18 protein-coding genes are annotated in these 14,634 nt (G+C 76.4%); 10 read left to right on the forward strand and 8 right to left on the reverse strand.

Going from position 1 to position 14,634, the window contains the following annotated elements; all coding sequences use genetic code 11:
- Positions 1-31: 31 nt before the first annotated feature.
- From IEV86_RS18185 to IEV86_RS08625, 3 genes are all read right to left on the reverse strand, one after another.
- A complete protein-coding gene (locus tag IEV86_RS18185; protein WP_188484649.1) occupies positions 32-2,953 on the reverse strand; it encodes a helix-turn-helix transcriptional regulator in 2,922 nt (973 codons plus the stop codon).
- Complete coding sequence (locus IEV86_RS08620; RefSeq protein WP_043608798.1) at positions 2,950-3,222, reverse strand: hypothetical protein; 273 nt, start codon at positions 3,220-3,222, stop codon at positions 2,950-2,952. Before IEV86_RS08620 ends, IEV86_RS18185 begins: the two co-directional genes overlap by 4 nt.
- Before the next feature lie 148 nt (positions 3,223-3,370).
- Positions 3,371-3,676: a DUF2277 domain-containing protein gene (locus IEV86_RS08625; protein ID WP_043608812.1), complete on the reverse strand. Its 306-nt coding sequence runs from the start codon at positions 3,674-3,676 to the stop codon at positions 3,371-3,373.
- A 69-nt stretch (positions 3,677-3,745) separates the two neighbouring features.
- Between IEV86_RS08625 and IEV86_RS08630 the strand changes: the two genes are divergently transcribed.
- Entirely contained in the window at positions 3,746-4,030 is a 285-nt protein-coding gene (locus IEV86_RS08630) for a hypothetical protein (RefSeq protein WP_052426463.1), read from the forward strand.
- Positions 4,031-4,051: 21 nt separating this feature from the next.
- Here IEV86_RS08630 and IEV86_RS17910 read toward each other — a convergent pair whose 3' ends face one another.
- Positions 4,052-4,780 (reverse strand): DUF5701 family protein, encoded by a 729-nt coding sequence (locus IEV86_RS17910; protein ID WP_052426462.1) that lies wholly within the window; start codon positions 4,778-4,780, stop codon positions 4,052-4,054.
- 229 nt (positions 4,781-5,009) lie between these two features.
- Between IEV86_RS17910 and IEV86_RS08640 the strand changes: the two genes are divergently transcribed.
- The 3 genes from IEV86_RS08640 to IEV86_RS08650 all read left to right on the forward strand — a co-directional run bounded on the left by IEV86_RS08640 (position 5,010) and on the right by IEV86_RS08650 (position 7,439).
- Positions 5,010-5,522: an ATP-binding protein gene (locus tag IEV86_RS08640; RefSeq protein ID WP_229734565.1), complete on the forward strand. Its 513-nt coding sequence runs from the start codon at positions 5,010-5,012 to the stop codon at positions 5,520-5,522.
- 97 nt (positions 5,523-5,619) lie between these two features.
- On the forward strand, positions 5,620-7,176 hold the full coding sequence (locus IEV86_RS08645) for a thioredoxin domain-containing protein (RefSeq protein ID WP_052426461.1): 1,557 nt from the start codon (positions 5,620-5,622) through the stop codon (positions 7,174-7,176).
- The gene (locus IEV86_RS08650; protein WP_043608794.1) at positions 7,173-7,439 is read left to right on the forward strand and encodes a PspC domain-containing protein; all 267 of its coding nucleotides are present in this window, start codon (positions 7,173-7,175) and stop codon (positions 7,437-7,439) included. The genes IEV86_RS08645 and IEV86_RS08650 overlap by 4 nt, the downstream gene beginning before the upstream one ends.
- Positions 7,440-7,486: 47 nt before the next feature.
- Here the strand turns inward: IEV86_RS08650 and IEV86_RS08655 are convergent, their stop codons facing one another.
- Positions 7,487-7,747 (reverse strand): hypothetical protein, encoded by a 261-nt coding sequence (locus IEV86_RS08655; RefSeq protein ID WP_043608791.1) that lies wholly within the window; start codon positions 7,745-7,747, stop codon positions 7,487-7,489.
- Positions 7,748-7,919: 172 nt separating this feature from the next.
- On the opposite strand from IEV86_RS08655, the gene IEV86_RS08660 reads away from it, so the two are divergent.
- Both IEV86_RS08660 and surE read left to right on the forward strand, forming a co-directional pair.
- Entirely contained in the window at positions 7,920-8,873 is a 954-nt protein-coding gene (locus tag IEV86_RS08660; protein ID WP_152605725.1) for a PfkB family carbohydrate kinase, read from the forward strand.
- A complete protein-coding gene (gene surE, locus IEV86_RS08665; protein WP_043608802.1) occupies positions 8,873-9,634 on the forward strand; it encodes a 5'/3'-nucleotidase SurE in 762 nt (253 codons plus the stop codon). The genes IEV86_RS08660 and surE overlap by 1 nt, the downstream gene beginning before the upstream one ends.
- A gap of 63 nt (positions 9,635-9,697) precedes the next feature.
- On the opposite strand, the gene IEV86_RS08670 is transcribed toward surE, so the two are convergent.
- Positions 9,698-10,432, reverse strand: a complete 735-nt coding sequence (locus IEV86_RS08670; protein ID WP_043608787.1) for a glutamine amidotransferase — start codon at positions 10,430-10,432, stop codon at positions 9,698-9,700.
- A 199-nt stretch (positions 10,433-10,631) separates the two neighbouring features.
- Between IEV86_RS08670 and cspE the strand changes: the two genes are divergently transcribed.
- Positions 10,632-10,835: a transcription antiterminator/RNA stability regulator CspE gene (gene cspE / locus IEV86_RS08675; protein ID WP_043608786.1), complete on the forward strand. Its 204-nt coding sequence runs from the start codon at positions 10,632-10,634 to the stop codon at positions 10,833-10,835.
- 235 nt (positions 10,836-11,070) lie between these two features.
- On the opposite strand, the gene IEV86_RS08680 is transcribed toward cspE, so the two are convergent.
- A complete protein-coding gene (locus IEV86_RS08680; RefSeq protein WP_043608781.1) occupies positions 11,071-11,958 on the reverse strand; it encodes a carbohydrate kinase family protein in 888 nt (295 codons plus the stop codon).
- A 34-nt stretch (positions 11,959-11,992) separates the two neighbouring features.
- The gene (locus IEV86_RS08685; protein ID WP_043608778.1) at positions 11,993-12,193 is read right to left on the reverse strand and encodes a hypothetical protein; all 201 of its coding nucleotides are present in this window, start codon (positions 12,191-12,193) and stop codon (positions 11,993-11,995) included.
- A gap of 159 nt (positions 12,194-12,352) precedes the next feature.
- On the opposite strand from IEV86_RS08685, the gene IEV86_RS08690 reads away from it, so the two are divergent.
- Genes IEV86_RS08690 through IEV86_RS08700 form a run of 3 tightly spaced genes read left to right on the forward strand, consistent with a single transcriptional unit; the run spans position 12,353 to position 14,483 of the window.
- A complete protein-coding gene (locus tag IEV86_RS08690; RefSeq protein WP_081978884.1) occupies positions 12,353-12,964 on the forward strand; it encodes an RNA polymerase sigma factor in 612 nt (203 codons plus the stop codon).
- Positions 12,961-14,325 carry a hypothetical protein gene (locus IEV86_RS08695; protein ID WP_188484626.1) on the forward strand — a complete coding sequence of 455 codons (1,365 nt, stop codon included), beginning with the start codon at positions 12,961-12,963 and terminating at the stop codon, positions 14,323-14,325. The genes IEV86_RS08690 and IEV86_RS08695 overlap by 4 nt, the downstream gene beginning before the upstream one ends.
- Entirely contained in the window at positions 14,322-14,483 is a 162-nt protein-coding gene (locus IEV86_RS08700) for a hypothetical protein (RefSeq protein ID WP_161784093.1), read from the forward strand. Before IEV86_RS08695 ends, IEV86_RS08700 begins: the two co-directional genes overlap by 4 nt.
- Positions 14,484-14,634: the final 151 nt, after the last annotated feature.

Raw genomic sequence — 14,634 nt, forward strand, 5'->3', positions numbered from 1 at the left:
CACGACGGGGCGGTGCGTCGCGCGTGACCGGTCAGTGCGCGTCGCTGCCCACGCCCAGCAGGCCGCGGCGGTGCGCGACCGTGACGGCCTCCGCCCGCCCCGTCGCGCCGAGCTTCGCCAGGAGGTTGGACACGTGCACGCTCACGGTCTTGCCGCTGATGAAGAGGCGCTCGCCGATCTGCCGGTTGCTCAGCCCGTCGGCGACGAGCCGCAGGACCTCCTCCTCGCGGCTCGTGAGGACGTCGCCGCCCGTGCGCGCGCCGGGCAGCTCGAGCCGTCCGCGGCGGCCGAGCGCCTCGACCGCCGTGACGAGCGGTCGCGCGCCCATCGCCCGGGCCTCGTCGAGCGCCGCGCCGGCCTCGGTACGTGCGGCGTCGCGGTCGCCCGCGCCGAGGAGCGCCTCCGCCAGGCGGTACCGCGACCGGGCCTGCTCGTACCGGTGGCCGTACCCGAACTCGTCGGTGGCCGCGGTCCACAGCGCGACGGCGTGCTCGCCGTGCAACCGCGCGTGCTCGGCGTGCGCGCGGGCGAGCCAGGCGCGGCCCTCGGGCCCGAGGCGACCGCCGCGGGGCCGCCCCCGCTGCGCCGAGGTCACGGCACGCGCGAGCAGCGCGTCGCCCCGCCTCAGCGCGTCGTCGGTCGCCCGCCCGTGCACCCGGTCGTCCGCGGCCCCGTCGGCGAGCGCACCGAGCGCGAGCGCGGCGATCCAGATCCCGCCGAGGAAGAAGTCGTTCCACGCACGGCTCATCTGCTCGATGACGGCCTCGGCGCGCGCGATCGCCTCCTCGGTCCGGCGCCGCCACGCGAGCGCGTCGACGTGGCAGCCGCCCGCCACGAGGGCGACCTGGCCGTCGACCCGCCCCGCGGGCTCGAGGGCACGTGCCGCGTCCACCACGTCGTCGTCGCCACGCGCGACCGCGCTGTAGAGGCGGACCGCGGCGAGGCTCGCCGCGGCCACGGGCGGCGCACCGGCCGACGGCGGCTCGGGCGGGCTCAGGTCGCCGCGCGTGAACCGGACCAGGTGCTGGAGGAGCTGCATCTGGACCGTGAAGCCGTGCCACGTCAGGCCCGCGCGGCGCGCGTGGTCCAGGCCCGTCCGCAGCTCGCGGTCCGCGGCCGGCAGATGGCCCGCGTAGAACCACGTCGCCGCGAGGTTGTAGTCGCACCGCAGCTGCGTCAGGAGGTCGCCGGCCTGCGCCGCGCGCTCGCGGGCCGCGCCCAGCAGCCGCGCGGCCTCGTCCGGGTCGTCGACGCGCAGCACCGCGAGGGTGGCCAGCGCGTCGGCCTCGACGTCCGCGAGCCCCGCCGACCGCGCGATGCCGACCGCCTCCTCGGCGCGCCGTCGTGCCTCGTCGTCCTCGTCGGTGCCGAGCGCGGTCCGCGCACGGACCGCGTGCGCCCACGCCCGGTCCGGCGCCGACGCGTCGGGGGAGAGCTCGTCGAGCGCGCGGCCCGCGGTCTCGAAGGCCTCGCGCTCGTCCTCGATCGAGAGCAGGTGCCGCGCGAGCTGCACGCGCAGGACCGCGCGGCGTGCGGGGTCGGCGGCGCGGTCGACAGCCGTCCGCGCGAGCGGGACCGCGCGCTCGTCGCGGCCGGCCCGCGCGGCCGCCGACGCCGCGCGCATCATGAGGTCGGCGGGGTCGACGGCGGGTCGCTCCCCCTCGGGGACGGCGTCCCACAGCTCGAGGACCACCTCGAGGTGGCGCAGCTCCTCCTGCGGCGCGAGCAGGCGTGCGGCGTCGTCGGCGGCCGTGAGGGACGCGCGCAGGGCGGTCGGTGCGTCGTGCGCGTGCCGGGCGTGGTGGGCCAGGACGGCGGCGGACCCGAGCGTCGGGTCGACGACGAGCGCGTCGCGGTAGGCGCGGTGCGCGGCGGACGTCTCCCCGGGCAGCAGGTCGGCGGCGACGACCTCGGCGAGCAGCGCGTGCCGGAACGCCATCCGACGGTCCTCGGCGACGAGCACGTGACCCGCGACGGCCTCGCGCAGCACCGCGTCGACGTCGGAGCCGTCGGCCGGCTGGAGGCCCGCACGGTGGGCCGGGTGGTGGGCCGGGTGATGGGCCCACGCGGCGCGCAGGAGCGCCTCGCTGACCGTCCGCCCCGACACCGCGGCGAGGCGCGCGAGGTCGACGACGGCGGGGTCGAGCCGGTCGATGCGCGCGCGGAGGACGTCGCCGAGCGACCACGGCAGCGAGCCGTCGGGGGCCTCGAGGAGCTCCTGGGCGAAGTAGGCGTTGCCCTCGGAGCGCTCGGCGACGGTGCGCAGCGTCTCCTCCGTGACGTCGGCGCCGACGACGGCCGCGGCGAAGGCGCGCAGCTCCTCGGCGCTGAACGGGGGCAGGTCGAGCCGCTCGACCCGCGGGTGCCGGGACAGCTCGGCCACGACCCCCGTCAGGGGGTGACGGCGGTGCAGGTCGTCGGTGCGGTAGCTCGCGACGACGAGGACGTGCTCGGTGCGGAACCGTGACACGAGGTAGCGCAGGACGTCGCGGCTCGACGGGTCGGCCCAGTGGAGGTCCTCGAGGACGAGCACCATGGGCGCGCCCGCGCGACCGCTCGACGCGAGGGCCGCCGCGATGCCGTCGAACAGCTGGAGCCGCCCCGCCTCGTCGTCGGTGGCCGCCGCCGTCGGCTCGCCGCCGGGAACCAGACGCAGCAGCGCGGGCCGCGTGCGGACCAGGGCGTCGACGGTGCCGGTCGTCGAGCTCAGGCGGGTGAGGGCCTCGGCGAACGGCAGGTAGGGCACGCCGACCTCGCCGAGGTCGACGCAGCCCGCGGTCACGACCGTGGCCCCGCGCGCCGCCGCGAGGTCCGCGACGTGCGCGAGGAGGCGCGTCTTGCCGACCCCGGCGTCCGCGCCGAGCAGCACCGTCGACGGGTCACCCGCGGCGGCCCGGTCGACGGCGGCCATGAGCCGGTCGACCGCGGCCGACCGGCCCACGAACCTCGTCATCGCCACGCAGCGGATCGTCCCACCCCGGCGGGGTGCGGCGGGAGGGGGGTCGGCCGCACGGCCGGGGTGCCGCGGCCGGTCGAGCGCCGCACGACGGCGCGCAGCGTCGAGCCGATCCGGCCCGCGGCCCGGGCCGTGCTGCGGGCGGTGCTGCGGCCGGTCGTGCGGTCGGCGGTGCGAGCGGGGACGCGCGGCCGCGCGGCGTCGAGCAGACGCTCGCGGCGGTAGCGGACCTCGGCCTCGGTGGTGACGTCCCATGCGGCGCTCATCGTGCGTCCTCCCTGTCGACGAGGCGGGTGCCTCTGGGGACGACGGTGCGCGTGAGGGGGTCGGCCGGGGATCGGACGACCGCCCGATCCTCCCGGCGTCGCGGGCGGCCGAGCGGCCTGAGGTGCCCCGACGGGCGTCTGAGGTACCTCAGACGGCGGCCGCGGCCTCCGTCGCTGCCGACGACGGCGCGCCGTAGCGCGCCGCGGAGCGGGCACGCCGTCGCGCGGCCTCGACCTCGCGGTCCTTGGGCGGCGCGGACGTCACGAGGTCCGCGAGGAGGTGCTCGGTGACGTGCGCGATCTCGGCGACGGCTCGGTCGAACGCCTCCTGGTTCGCGCGCGACGGCTTCGTCATCCCCGCGACCTTGCGGACGTACTGCAGCGCCGCGTCGTGGACCTCCTGCGGCGTCGTCGCGGGCTCGAGGTTGTGCAGCGGGCGGATGTTGCGGCACACGGCGGCCTCCATGCGGGACGACGGCTCGACGGTCTCGACGGGAGCGAGGGTGGTCCCACGATAGGCACGATGCGCGAGACTGGGGTGGTGACGGCCCCCGACCACACCCCCGAGCCCGTCAGCGCGACCCTGCGCGACGCCAAGGCGCGCGCTCGCTCGACGCACTACACGGTCGGCACCCTCGCCGCCGACGCCGACGGCACCGTCTCGCTCGAGTGCTCGTGCGGGACGGTCCTGCGCAACGGCCCGACCTGGACCCTCGACGAGCACGTCCGGCTGCACCGCGCCGAGGCGAAGTACCTGGAGCTCTCGGCGGCCGCCCCGCCCGGCATCCCGCGACTCATCGAGCGCTGACGCCCCGCAGGACGGGTCCCGTCAGCCGCCCAGGCGCGTGGCGGCGTGCGCCGTCCCGAGCCACGTGTGCGGGTTGCGGTCCCAGCACCAGCCCAGCTTCGGTCGCCGCTCGCTGATCCACACGGCGGGCACCCGCTGGTCGCCGGCCCGGGCGCCCGGCAGCGAGAAGCACCGGTTGGGGCGCAGCACGTCGGGCCGCACGACGACGAGCGCCACGCCCTCCGCGACGGTCAGCGGCGTCCGCCCGCGACCACGCACCCGGACCAGGGCGTCCTCGGGCGTCACGCCCCGCAGGTCGCCTCCCGTGTCGACGTCGAGGAGCAGGTACGGCCCGGCCGGGGGCTCGACGTCCGGCAGCGGCGTGTAGCCGGCCAGCTCGTCGCGAGGCAGGACGCTGACCCCGCGCCGCGCGCCGCGGCGCATCGCGGGCACGGTCTCCACGACGCCGGCCGTGCCGCCGTCGAGGACGAGCACGAGGGGCACGTGGTCCTCGCGCGCGACCGCGTCGGCGTCGGCCGGGGGCCCGCCGTCGACGAGCAGCCGTCCGAGCGCCGCGCGCAGTGGCTCGACGCGCCGACGGACGTCGTCGGGTGCGAGGCCGAGCACCTGCCCGACGCCGAGGGTGAGGACGAGCTCGACCTGCCGGTCGAGCTCGGTGAGCAGGTCGGCCGCCGGGTCGAACGGCGGTGCGGACGCCTCGGCGACGACGGTGGGCAGGTCCTCGGGCACGGTGACGACGGGCTGCGGCACGGTTCCTCCTGGTTCCCCTGGGGGCGGCCTGGTCGGCGCACCCGGTGAACGCACCTGTCCGGCCGTCGGTTCCCGGCCGGACGTCCCGGCGGGCGCCGCGGCCGGACGCCGGAGCGCACCGACCCTGAGGAGATGTCAGACTGAGGGGAGTCGGGCTGCGGCCCAGGAGAGGTGCCCGGCCCGGCCGGCTGGCAGGGTGGTGCCCCGAGGCGACGAGAGGGAGGACCACATGACGGGCGACCGGGCGCGGCGCACGTCCTCCGGCCGCACCCTGAGGCTCGTCGCCTCCGACGGGCACGTCGCCGAGCACGCGGCCGAGGCCGCCGAGGCCGCCGCCGAGGAGGACCTCGCGCTCGCGGTCGACAGCATCCTCCTCCCCGGCGAGCGTCAGTCCGTCGCCGTCGGGCGGCACTGGGTGGTGCGCACCGCCGCGGCCCGCGGCGCGACCGGCATGGCCAACCAGGTCCTGGAGCTCCTGTCGAGCGAGCTGCTCGCGAACGCGGTCCTCCACGGCCCGGGCGACGGCGGCGTCGGCGTCCAGCTCGCGGTCGACGAGACCATCGCCCGGGTGTCGGTGAGCGACGGCGCGACGGCGAGCCCGGTGGTCATGGCCACCGACCCGTCCGCGGTGAGCGGGCGCGGCATGGCGATCGTCGAGGCGATGTCGACGCGCTGGGGCGTCGAGGTGCACGACGACGGCGGCAAGACGGTCTGGTTCGAGCTGGACCTCGACGACTTCTGACGGTCGACGTCTCGACCTCGTCCTCTGACCTCGGCGTCTGCCGACCAGGGGACCTCGGCCCCATCCCGTCCGACGGACGGCTGCCGACAATCCAGGCATGACCCCGTGCATCGGCGCGCGAGCGCCGGTCCGACGACTCGTGCACCGCACCGCGCGCGTCCTCCTGCTCCTGGTCGCGTCCCTCGCGCTCGCGGCCGCTCCCGCGGCCGCCCTGCAGCCGGCGGGCCCGACGCCGTCGGTCGCCGCCCCGGTCGCCGCGACGGCCACCGCCGACGACGACGTCACGCTCGTCCGGTTCACGGGAGAGGGCTGCCCGAGGTGCCGTGAGCAGTCCGCCTGGCTCGAGGACGCGGCGTCGCGGTACCCGGGTCTGACGGTCGTCGAGCACGAGGTCTGGCGGGACGCCGCGAACCGCGCGCTGTTCGTGCGTACCGGGGAGGAGCTCGGCTTCGAGGCGTCCTCGGTCCCGACGACCGTCCTGGGCGGACGCGTGTGGATCGGCTGGACGGACGAGATCGCCGCGGACCTCGAGGCGGCGCTCGACGACGCGTCCGCGGGGCGCTCCGTCCCGGCCGGCGTCTACGGGACCCCCGGCAGCGGCACGTGCGACGACGCGTCCCTCACGTGCGAGGCCGGTGCGGCCGCGAGCGTCGACGTGCCGCTGATCGGCGAGGTGGACCTGGGCCGGTCCTCGCTGCTCGCGTCGACGCTCGCGATCGGGTTCGTCGACGGCATCAACCCGTGCTCGCTGTGGGCCGTCTCCGTGCTGCTGACGATCGTCGTGCGGACCGCGAGCCGGCGCCGCGTCGTGGCGGTCGGCACGACGTTCCTGCTCGTCACCGCGGGCATGTACGCGCTCTACATGGCCGGGATCTACTCGGCCCTCACGGTCGCGAGCCACCTGGGCGCGATCCAGGCGGTGGTCGCGGTCGTCGCGGGCGTCGTCGGGGTCGTGGGGATCAAGGACTACTTCGCGTTCAGGAAGGGGGTGTCGCTGTCGATCGCGGACTCCGCGAAGCCCGGGCTCTACCGCCGCATGAGGGCCGCCGCCGGTGCCGACCGGCTCGTCCCCGCGCTGCTCGCGACCGTCGCCCTCGCGGTCGCGGTGTCGCTGCTCGAGACGCCGTGCACGGCAGGTTTCCCGGTCCTGTGGACGGGCCTGCTGCAGGCGAACGGCGTCGGCCCGGCCGAGGCGGCGGGGCTCTTCGGCGCGTACATGGTGCCGTTCCTCCTCGACGAGCTCGCCGTCTTCGGCCTCGCCGTCGTCACGATGCGCGCCACGCGCATGCAGGAGCGGCACGGGCGGCTGCTCAAGCTCGTCGCGGGCGTGACGATGGTCGCGCTCGCCGCCGTCATGGTCGTCGACCCCACGGTCATGGAGAGCCCGGTCGCGGCCCTGGGCGTGTTCGCCGGGGCGATCGCGCTCACCGTCGTCGTCCACGCCGTGACGACGCGGCTGCGCACCCGCGCCGCCAGGGTGCGCGGAGCCGTCGCGCCGGGCGGGGTCGGGGGTCCGGCTCAGGGCGGCGTCAGGGCCGGATCAGGGCCCGTTCAGGGTCCTGCCCGGACGCGTGACGAGACGTCCGCGACCGACGATGGGACCACCGGCAGGCGCACCGCCCGACCGGTCGGGACGAAGGAGACGGCACTGTGAACATCCATGAGGACCTGCGGAACCAGGGACTCGTCCGCCCGCGACAGGGGCGCGTGCTCGGCGGCGTCTGCGCCGGCCTCGGGCGCCGCTTCGGGCTGAGCCCGTGGGGTGCGCGCGTGCTGTTCGTGCTCGCGCTCATGATCCTGCCGGGCAGCCAGCTGATCATCTACCCGATCCTGTGGGTCCTGATGCCGGACGAGCAGCCGACGTGGCAGCAGCCGCCCGCGTGGCAGCAGCCCACGTGGCAGGGGCCGGCGAGCTGACGACGACGAGCCCGCCGACCGGCCGGTCGACCCGCCGGTCGGCGGGCTCAGGACGCGAAGGGCAGGCGGGCCGGCGGGCCGGCCACCGGGGGGAACTCGGGGGCGGGCCCGCCGAAGAAGCACCGGCACGCACCGTCGCGGTGCACGAACCCGGTGTACGGACGCGCGGCGCACGGGACGGGGTCCGGCTCGGAGGTCCGGGCGAGGCGTTCCGTGACCCGCTGGGCCAGCCTGAGGGTGAGGTCGGCCGACGGCTCCCGCCCCGGCGCGACGAAACCACCGAGCTCGAGTTCCGTCATCGTGAACATGCCGTCTCCATCGGCACGTCCTGGCCCGGTGTGAACGCTCACAGACGAGAAGCAGGGATTTTCACCCCTCGACGCCGTCTACCTGCACGGCGACCTGCGGGAGGGCGCGCTCCGGGTGCGGCCGGGCGGCCCCGACGTGAGACTCGGACCTGAGGCGAGGGGAGTGGAGCCGGTGGGCGAGCGGAGCACCCGGGTGTGCGTCCTGGGGGTCACGAGCCTCCTGACGGTCACGGTCGAGGAGGCCCCCGACGGGGACCCGGAGGTCCACGTCCACGCGGGCGGGCAGGGGCTCTGGGTCGCCCGCATGGCGGCGGTGCTCGGCGCCGACGTCGTTGTGTGCAGCCCGTTCGGCGGCGAGATCGGGCCCGCGCTGCTCACGCTCGCCGAGCGCGAGGGGTACCGCGTCCGCGCGACCCCCTACGACGGCACGAACGGCGCGTACGTGCACGACCGACGCCGCGGCGAGCGCGACGAGGTCGCCCACATGGACCCGACCCTCGTCGGGCGGCACGACCTCGACGACCTGTTCGGCGCGGTTCTCGTCGAGTCCCTCGACGCGGACGTCGTCGTCCTCACGGGTGCCGAGCCGGCCCGGACCGTGCCCGACGACTTCTTCGCGCGGCTCGCCCGGGACCTGCGTGCCGCCGGGCGGCGGGTCGTGGCCGACCTGTCGGGGCGGGCGGCCGCGTGCGCGGTCGACGAGGGTCTGGACGTCCTGAAGATGAGCCACTCCGAGATGGTCGACGGGGGCTTCGCGGACGGCGACGCGCTCGACGAGCTCGTCGCCGGCGCGCGTGGCCTCATCGAGCGGGGAGCCGGCGCGGTCGTCGTCTCGCGCGCGGCGGAGCCGACCCTCGTGGTCGAGCCGGACGACGCCGCGCTCGTCGTGACGCCCCCGGTGACCCCGGTCGAGCACCGCGGTGCGGGCGACTCGATGACGGCGAGCCTCGCGGTCGGCGTCGCGCGCGGGACGTCGCTCGTCGACGCGGCGCGTCTGGGTGCCGCGGCGGGGGCGCTGAACGTGACGCGGCACGGGCTCGGCTCGGGCCGCAGGGAGCAGATCGAGCGGTACGTCGTCGAGGTCGAGGTCACCGACCTCGACGGCGACCGACGGGAGGGGTCGTGATGCGTGCGCTGGTCACCAACGACGACGGCATCGGCTCGCGCGGGCTCTCGGTGCTCGCGCAGGTCGGGCTCGACGCGGGCTACGAGGTGCTCGTCGTCGCACCCGCGACCGAGTACTCGGGCGCGTCGGCGTCGCTGTTCGGCGCCACGGAGGACGGGCGGCTCGCGACGGAGCGGCTCGCACCGCCGCACCTGCCCGACGGCGTCGAGTCGCTCGCCGTGGGGGCCGCACCCGGCCTGATCGCCTTCCTCGCGGCGCACGAGGCGTTCGGCCCGCGTCCCGACGTCGTCCTCTCGGGCGTGAACCGTGGTCCCAACACCGGGCACGCCGTCATCCACTCCGGGACGGTCGGCGCGGCGATGTCGGCCGTGACCCACGGCATCCACGGCATGGCCGTGTCGCTCGACGCCTCGGACCCGCGGCACTGGGACACGGCCGGCCTCGTCGCCGCGCACGGGCTGCGGTGGCTCGTCACGCGCCCCGCCGAGGACGGCGTGCTCAACCTCAACGTGCCCGACCTGCCGGCCGCGGAGGTCAGGGGGCTGCGCAAGGCGCCGCTCGCGCGCTTCGGCGCGGTCGAGGCGCGCGTCGACACGCTCGACGAGCCCGGTGCGCTGCAGGTGAGCTACGCCGAGATCGACCGGTCGCGCGACGCCGCGTCCGACGCCGGCCTGCTCGCGACGGGCTGGGCCACCATGAGCCTCCTCCGGGCGCCGTGCTTCGACCCCGAGGCCGAGCTGCCCGAGCTCGACCGTCTCTGAGAACGTCACCCGGGGGGCGGTCCGGGACGGTCTGCGGACCCGCGCGCCTGCCCCGGGCCGCAGTCAGTCGCGCGCGTAGCGCCGCACGAACGCCGCGAGCAGCGTGGGCGGGTGCTCGACGACGGAGCTGCGCAGGTTCTCGATGACGCGCTCGAGCTCGCCGGGCGGGAAGTACCCGGCGTCGCGGTACACCCGGACGCGCTCGACGACCCCGGGCTCGTCGAGCTCGGGGTGGAACTGCGTCGCGTAGAGGTTCTCCTTGAGGCGGAACGCCTGCACCGGGCACGCGGGCGAGCCCGCGAGGACGACGGCGCCCGGCGGAGGCGTGCTGAGCGCCTCCTTGTGGCCCACGAACGCGTCGAAGACCGGCGGGAGCGCGCCGAGCACCGGGTCGGCGCGACCCGCGTCGGTGAGCGTCACCGGGACCGCGCTGACGGGCTCGCCGTAGGTGCGGTCGACGACGCCGCCCGTGCGCGCGCCGAGCGTGCCGATCCCGTAGCACGCGCCGAGGAACGGCACGTCGCGCTCCACGACCTCGTCGATCAGCGCGCCGAGCTCGCGCTCGACGCGCTTCTGCACCGCCGACTTCTCGTCCTCGGGGTCGCTGGTGCAGAAGGGGCTCCCGCCGACGATGATCCCCGACCAGTCGTCGAGGTCGATGCGCGGCATGGCCTCGCGCTCGAGGCGCACCCGGTGGAGCTCGTGCTCGTCGAGGCCGCCGAAGCGGCGGAACGCAGCGGCCTCGCTGTCCGCCACGGCGTCGTCATCACGCGTGCCGAGCAGCAGGAAGGGCCTCACGCGCAGCGAGCCTAGCCGTAGGGGTGGTGCGCGGCCGATGTGTCCGTTAGGCTCGGTCTCGAAGTTGCAGTGCTTGACGTCTTGACGCGCCGCGGCCTACAGCCCGGCGCGTTGTCTCTTTCTGGAGAGCGGACGCACGAACACCGCGATGAGAGGGACCCGAAGGTCGGGTCCGGCAGAACTCCAGAAGGAGAGCACCATGGCTACTGGCACCGTGAAGTGGTTCAACGCCGAGAAGGGCTTCGGCTTCATCGCCCCCGACGACGGCTCGGCCGACGTCTTCGCCCACTACTCGGCGATCAACTCGAGCGGCTACCGCTCGCTCGAGGAGAACCAGCGTGTCGAGTTCGAGGTCAACCAGGGCCCCAAGGGCCCGCAGGCCGCGAACGTCACGCCCATCTGAGCTGACGTCCTCCCGCCGGTTCCCGGCGCAGGTCCCCCACACCACGGTGTGAGGTGACCGCAGGACTGACGAAGGCCCCGGCCCCCGCGAGGGAGCCGGGGCCTTCGTGCGTCCCGGGGCGGCGCGGTACGGGCTCGCGCGCGGTGCGGTTCGGGTCGCGAGCACGGTGCGGGCGCCCCGGGACTGTGCGCCGACCCGTCGTGCGCGTCGTCGACCACCTCGGGACCGCCGGCCCTCACACGGTCCGGTGCTCGACGGTCCCTGCGAGCGCGCGCACGCGCTCGACCGACAGGTCGGGCGCCACGAGCTCGCGCGACGCCACGCACAGCGCCCCGGCGGCGGCACCCCAGCGCAACGCCTCGTCGTCGGCGGCACCCAGCAGCCGTGCCGTGAGCATCGCGGCGACGAACGCGTCGCCCGCCCCGTTGGTGTCCCGCACGACGTCGACGTGCGCGGTGCCGACCTCGTGCCGTCGCCCGTCGGCGCCGAGCGCGATCGCGCCCTGTGCGCCCCGTGTCGCGACGGCCCAGCGCGCACCGCCCGCGACGCGCGCAGCGAGGTAGCCCCACGCGTCGTCGAGGCGGTCGGCGCTGACGACGACGACGTCGGCTCCCGCCCGGAACGGCTCGTGGAACGACGCGACGCCGTCGTCGTCGTGCAGGTCGCACCACACCTCGGTGCCCGCGCGCCGCGCGCGCTCGAGCAGCGGCACCGAGTGCGCCGCGAGGTCGAGCACCGCGACGTCGGCGTCGTGCAGGGCCGCGGCGACGGCGTCCGGCGGCTCACCGGGGTCGTCGGGCGCGTCGAGGTACACCGAGACGCGGTCGCCGTGCGCCATGAGGTTGAGGTGCCGCTCCGAGGCGGGGGCCCGCTGCGCGACGACCGTGAGGAGGGGGTGGCGCAGCGCGTCGAGCACGCGACCTCCCGCGGCGTCCTCGCCGACGACCGTGCGCAGCAGCGTCGGCACCCCGAGGCGCGCGAGCGACAGCGCCTTGCCCGCCGACGTCCCGCCCAGGCCCTCCCACCAGGTGGTGGCGGTGAGCATCCCGGGCCGTGGCTCCGGCAGGTGCGGCAGCGCGACGAGGGTGTTCCAGCTGGCCGGGCCGTTCACGAGGACGCGCACGCCCGCAGCGTAGGCGCGCGGGCGTGCGCGAGCCTCAGAAGTTCAGCTGGCTGCCCGGGTCGTCCGCGACCGGGTTGGTCTCCTCGGGCATCGACCGCAGGTCGTACTGCGTCTCCTCGGCGTCGCCCTCGGCGACCTCGTCGACGTCGGCGTCCGCGAACGCGCTGGGCTCGTCGGCCGGCGCGAGGCGGTTGTCGTCAGCACGCGCGTCGCGCGCCTCGGGTGTCTCGGTCATGTCGCGCTCCTTCCCTCACCGCGACAGTAGGCCGACGGGTGGGACGCCGCACACGGGACTGCCCTCCTCCCGCGCGTCCCCGTGCAAGATCCGTGCGCACCGCGACACAGTTCACGGTAGGCGCCCTGGCGGTGGGCGCCCCGGTACAGGAGGACCCTCGTGCGCGACGACGACCAGTGGTTCGAGGACCTCTTCCGGTCCCATGCGACGGCCCTGCACCGCTACTTCGCGCGCCGCGCCGCCGCCGACGACGTCCAGGACCTCACGGCGGAGGTGCTCGCGACGGCGTGGCGCCGCCGCGACGACGTGCCTGCCGAGGCCGAGCTGCCGTGGCTGTACCGGACGGCGGGGTTCGTCCTCGCGAACCACCGCCGCAAGGGCCGGCCCGTCCCGGTCGAGCACGTCCCGGAGGAGGTGGACGACGCCGACCCGGCGCACCTCGCGATCGCCGACGACGACGTGCGCAGCGCGCTGTCCGCGCTCACGCCGCGGGACCGGCGGATCCTCCTGCTGCACGCCTGGGACGGGCTGGGCGGTGCCGAGCTCGCCGAGGTGCTCGGGATCAGCCGGGGCGGGGCCGACGCGGCGTTGTCCCGCGCGCGGGCGCGGCTGCGTGAGGTCTGGGCCGAGCGTGACGCCGACGACGCCGTCGGCACCGACGAGGCGACCCCGCGCGACGACGTCCCAGCGGGCCCGGGTGGGATGAGCGGCCGGGCGGGTGGCGCGGAGAGCGGTGCAAGCACCGGCCCGTCCGCGACACAGGCACGGTGAACGACGAGCAGACCCCGGAGGTCACCGTGAACGAGGCAGCCCGCACCGCACCGGCGGACCCCGAGGCGCGCCTGCGCGCGGCCGACCCGGGTGCCGCGTCCGAGCCCGACCTCGTCGCGCTGCGTGCCGCGGTCGACGCGCGCGTCGCCGCGGCGCCCGCGGACCAGCTCGCGCGCCGTCGACGGGTCCCGCTCGCGGCCCGCGTCGCGGCCGTGGCCGCGGCAGCGCTCGTCGTCGGCGGCGGCGGGGGGTACGCCGTCGGAGCCGCGCAGCGCGACGACGCACCCGCCCCGGCGATCGCGGTCGAGGGTGCGCCCGAGGGTGCGCCCGCGGAGGACCGGCTCGCCGTCGGGCCGCAGGCGGCGTCCGCGGCCGGTGCGGCGGAGTCCGCCGGCTCCGACGCCGTGGGTGACATGGCGGCACCGGGGTGGTCGGGTCGCGCGACGTTCACGGCGTCCGGCCTGTCGGACGAGCGCACGACCGGACGCGCGTGGTCGTTCGACGCCGCGGCGGCCTTCACCGAGCAGACCGTCGCCGACGCGGCAGCGGCGCTCGGCGTGGACGGCACGCCCGCGCTCGTCGACGGCATGTGGTCGGCCGGGCCGAACGACGGCACCGCCGCCACCGTCCAGCTCTACCCGGACGGCACGGGCTCCTTCAGCTACTACGACCCGACCAAGGACCCGTGGGCGTGCGGCGACGTGCCCGTGACCGAGGGTGGCGGCGAGGACGTGTCGTCCTCCGACCTGCCCGTCGAGCCGTGCACGCAGCGCGACCTCGGCCCCGCGCCGACGACGGACGAGGCCGCCGCGCAGCTGACCGACGCCCTGGGTCGCCTCGGTGTCGACACCGAGGCGTACGAGGTCGTCGGCGAGGAGTGGGGCGACGAGCAGTGGACGTACGCGACGGCGCACCAGGTGGTCGACGGCCGCCGGAGCGGTCTGCAGTGGAGCGCGTCGTTCACGGGCGCGGGGCTCCAGTCCCTCTACGGCTCGCTCGCGCCGCTCGTCGACCTGGGTGAGTACGACGTCGTGAGCCCGACGGAGGCCGTCGAGCGGCTGTCGGACCCGCGGTTCGCGTCCGGTGGCATGCCGATCGCGTACGCCGAGGGCTCGGAGCCGCGCGTCGAGGAGGCGCCGTCGGCGCCCGAGGTCCCCGGCTCGCTCGAACCCGGCAGCAGCCTCGCGTGGCGCGTCGACGAGGTCACGATCGTCGAGGCGCGGCTCGGCGGGGCGCTGCACACGCTGACCGACGGCGCGTCGGTGCTGGTGCCGACGTACGAGCTCGTCAGCGACTCCGGGGCGATCTGGTCGGTGCTCGCCGTCGCCGAGGAGCACCTCGACTTCGGAGCCGGACGATGACGGCGACGGCGCCCGTCCCGGCGCGCGGAGGTCCCGCGGCCGGGACGCAGGACCCGCTCGAGCGCGAGCTGCGCCGCATGGCCCTCATCCAGCGGCGCGCCGTGCTGCGTCGCTCCCGACGCCGCCCACGCACCCGGCTCACGGGGTCGGGCGCCTGACGTCACGACGGCGGCCCCAACCGCCGGACCGCCCGCTGGACCACCCGCCGGGACCTCCGCGAAGATCGTCTGACCGTGCGCGACCGGAGGCCACGGCGTAGGTTCGTGCCGCACGTGCGCTCGGGCGCGCCGTGCCGCAGGCGAGGTGGGG

The sequence above is a fragment of the Cellulomonas carbonis genome, assembly GCF_014636275.1.
Classification (GTDB): Bacteria; Actinomycetota; Actinomycetes; order Actinomycetales; family Cellulomonadaceae; genus Actinotalea; species Actinotalea carbonis.

What these genes read in the sequence shown, in the direction of transcription:
- IEV86_RS08655 (WP_043608791.1), bottom strand. Translation starts at nt 7,747, where the DNA reads ATGTTCACGATGACGGAACTCGAGCTCGGTGGTTTCGTCGCGCCGGGG.
- IEV86_RS08640 (WP_229734565.1), top strand. Translation starts at nt 5,010, where the DNA reads ATGACGGGCGACCGGGCGCGGCGCACGTCCTCCGGCCGCACCCTGAGG.
- cspE (WP_043608786.1), top strand. Translation starts at nt 10,632, where the DNA reads ATGGCTACTGGCACCGTGAAGTGGTTCAACGCCGAGAAGGGCTTCGGC.
- surE (WP_043608802.1), top strand. Translation starts at nt 8,873, where the DNA reads ATGCGTGCGCTGGTCACCAACGACGACGGCATCGGCTCGCGCGGGCTC.
- IEV86_RS08645 (WP_052426461.1), top strand. Translation starts at nt 5,620, where the DNA reads ATGACCCCGTGCATCGGCGCGCGAGCGCCGGTCCGACGACTCGTGCAC.
- IEV86_RS08630 (WP_052426463.1), top strand. Translation starts at nt 3,746, where the DNA reads ATGCGCGAGACTGGGGTGGTGACGGCCCCCGACCACACCCCCGAGCCC.
- IEV86_RS08700 (WP_161784093.1), top strand. Translation starts at nt 14,322, where the DNA reads ATGACGGCGACGGCGCCCGTCCCGGCGCGCGGAGGTCCCGCGGCCGGG.
- IEV86_RS08685 (WP_043608778.1), bottom strand. Translation starts at nt 12,193, where the DNA reads ATGACCGAGACACCCGAGGCGCGCGACGCGCGTGCTGACGACAACCGC.
- IEV86_RS18185 (WP_188484649.1), bottom strand. Translation starts at nt 2,953, where the DNA reads ATGACGAGGTTCGTGGGCCGGTCGGCCGCGGTCGACCGGCTCATGGCC.
- IEV86_RS08620 (WP_043608798.1), bottom strand. Translation starts at nt 3,222, where the DNA reads ATGAGCGCCGCATGGGACGTCACCACCGAGGCCGAGGTCCGCTACCGC.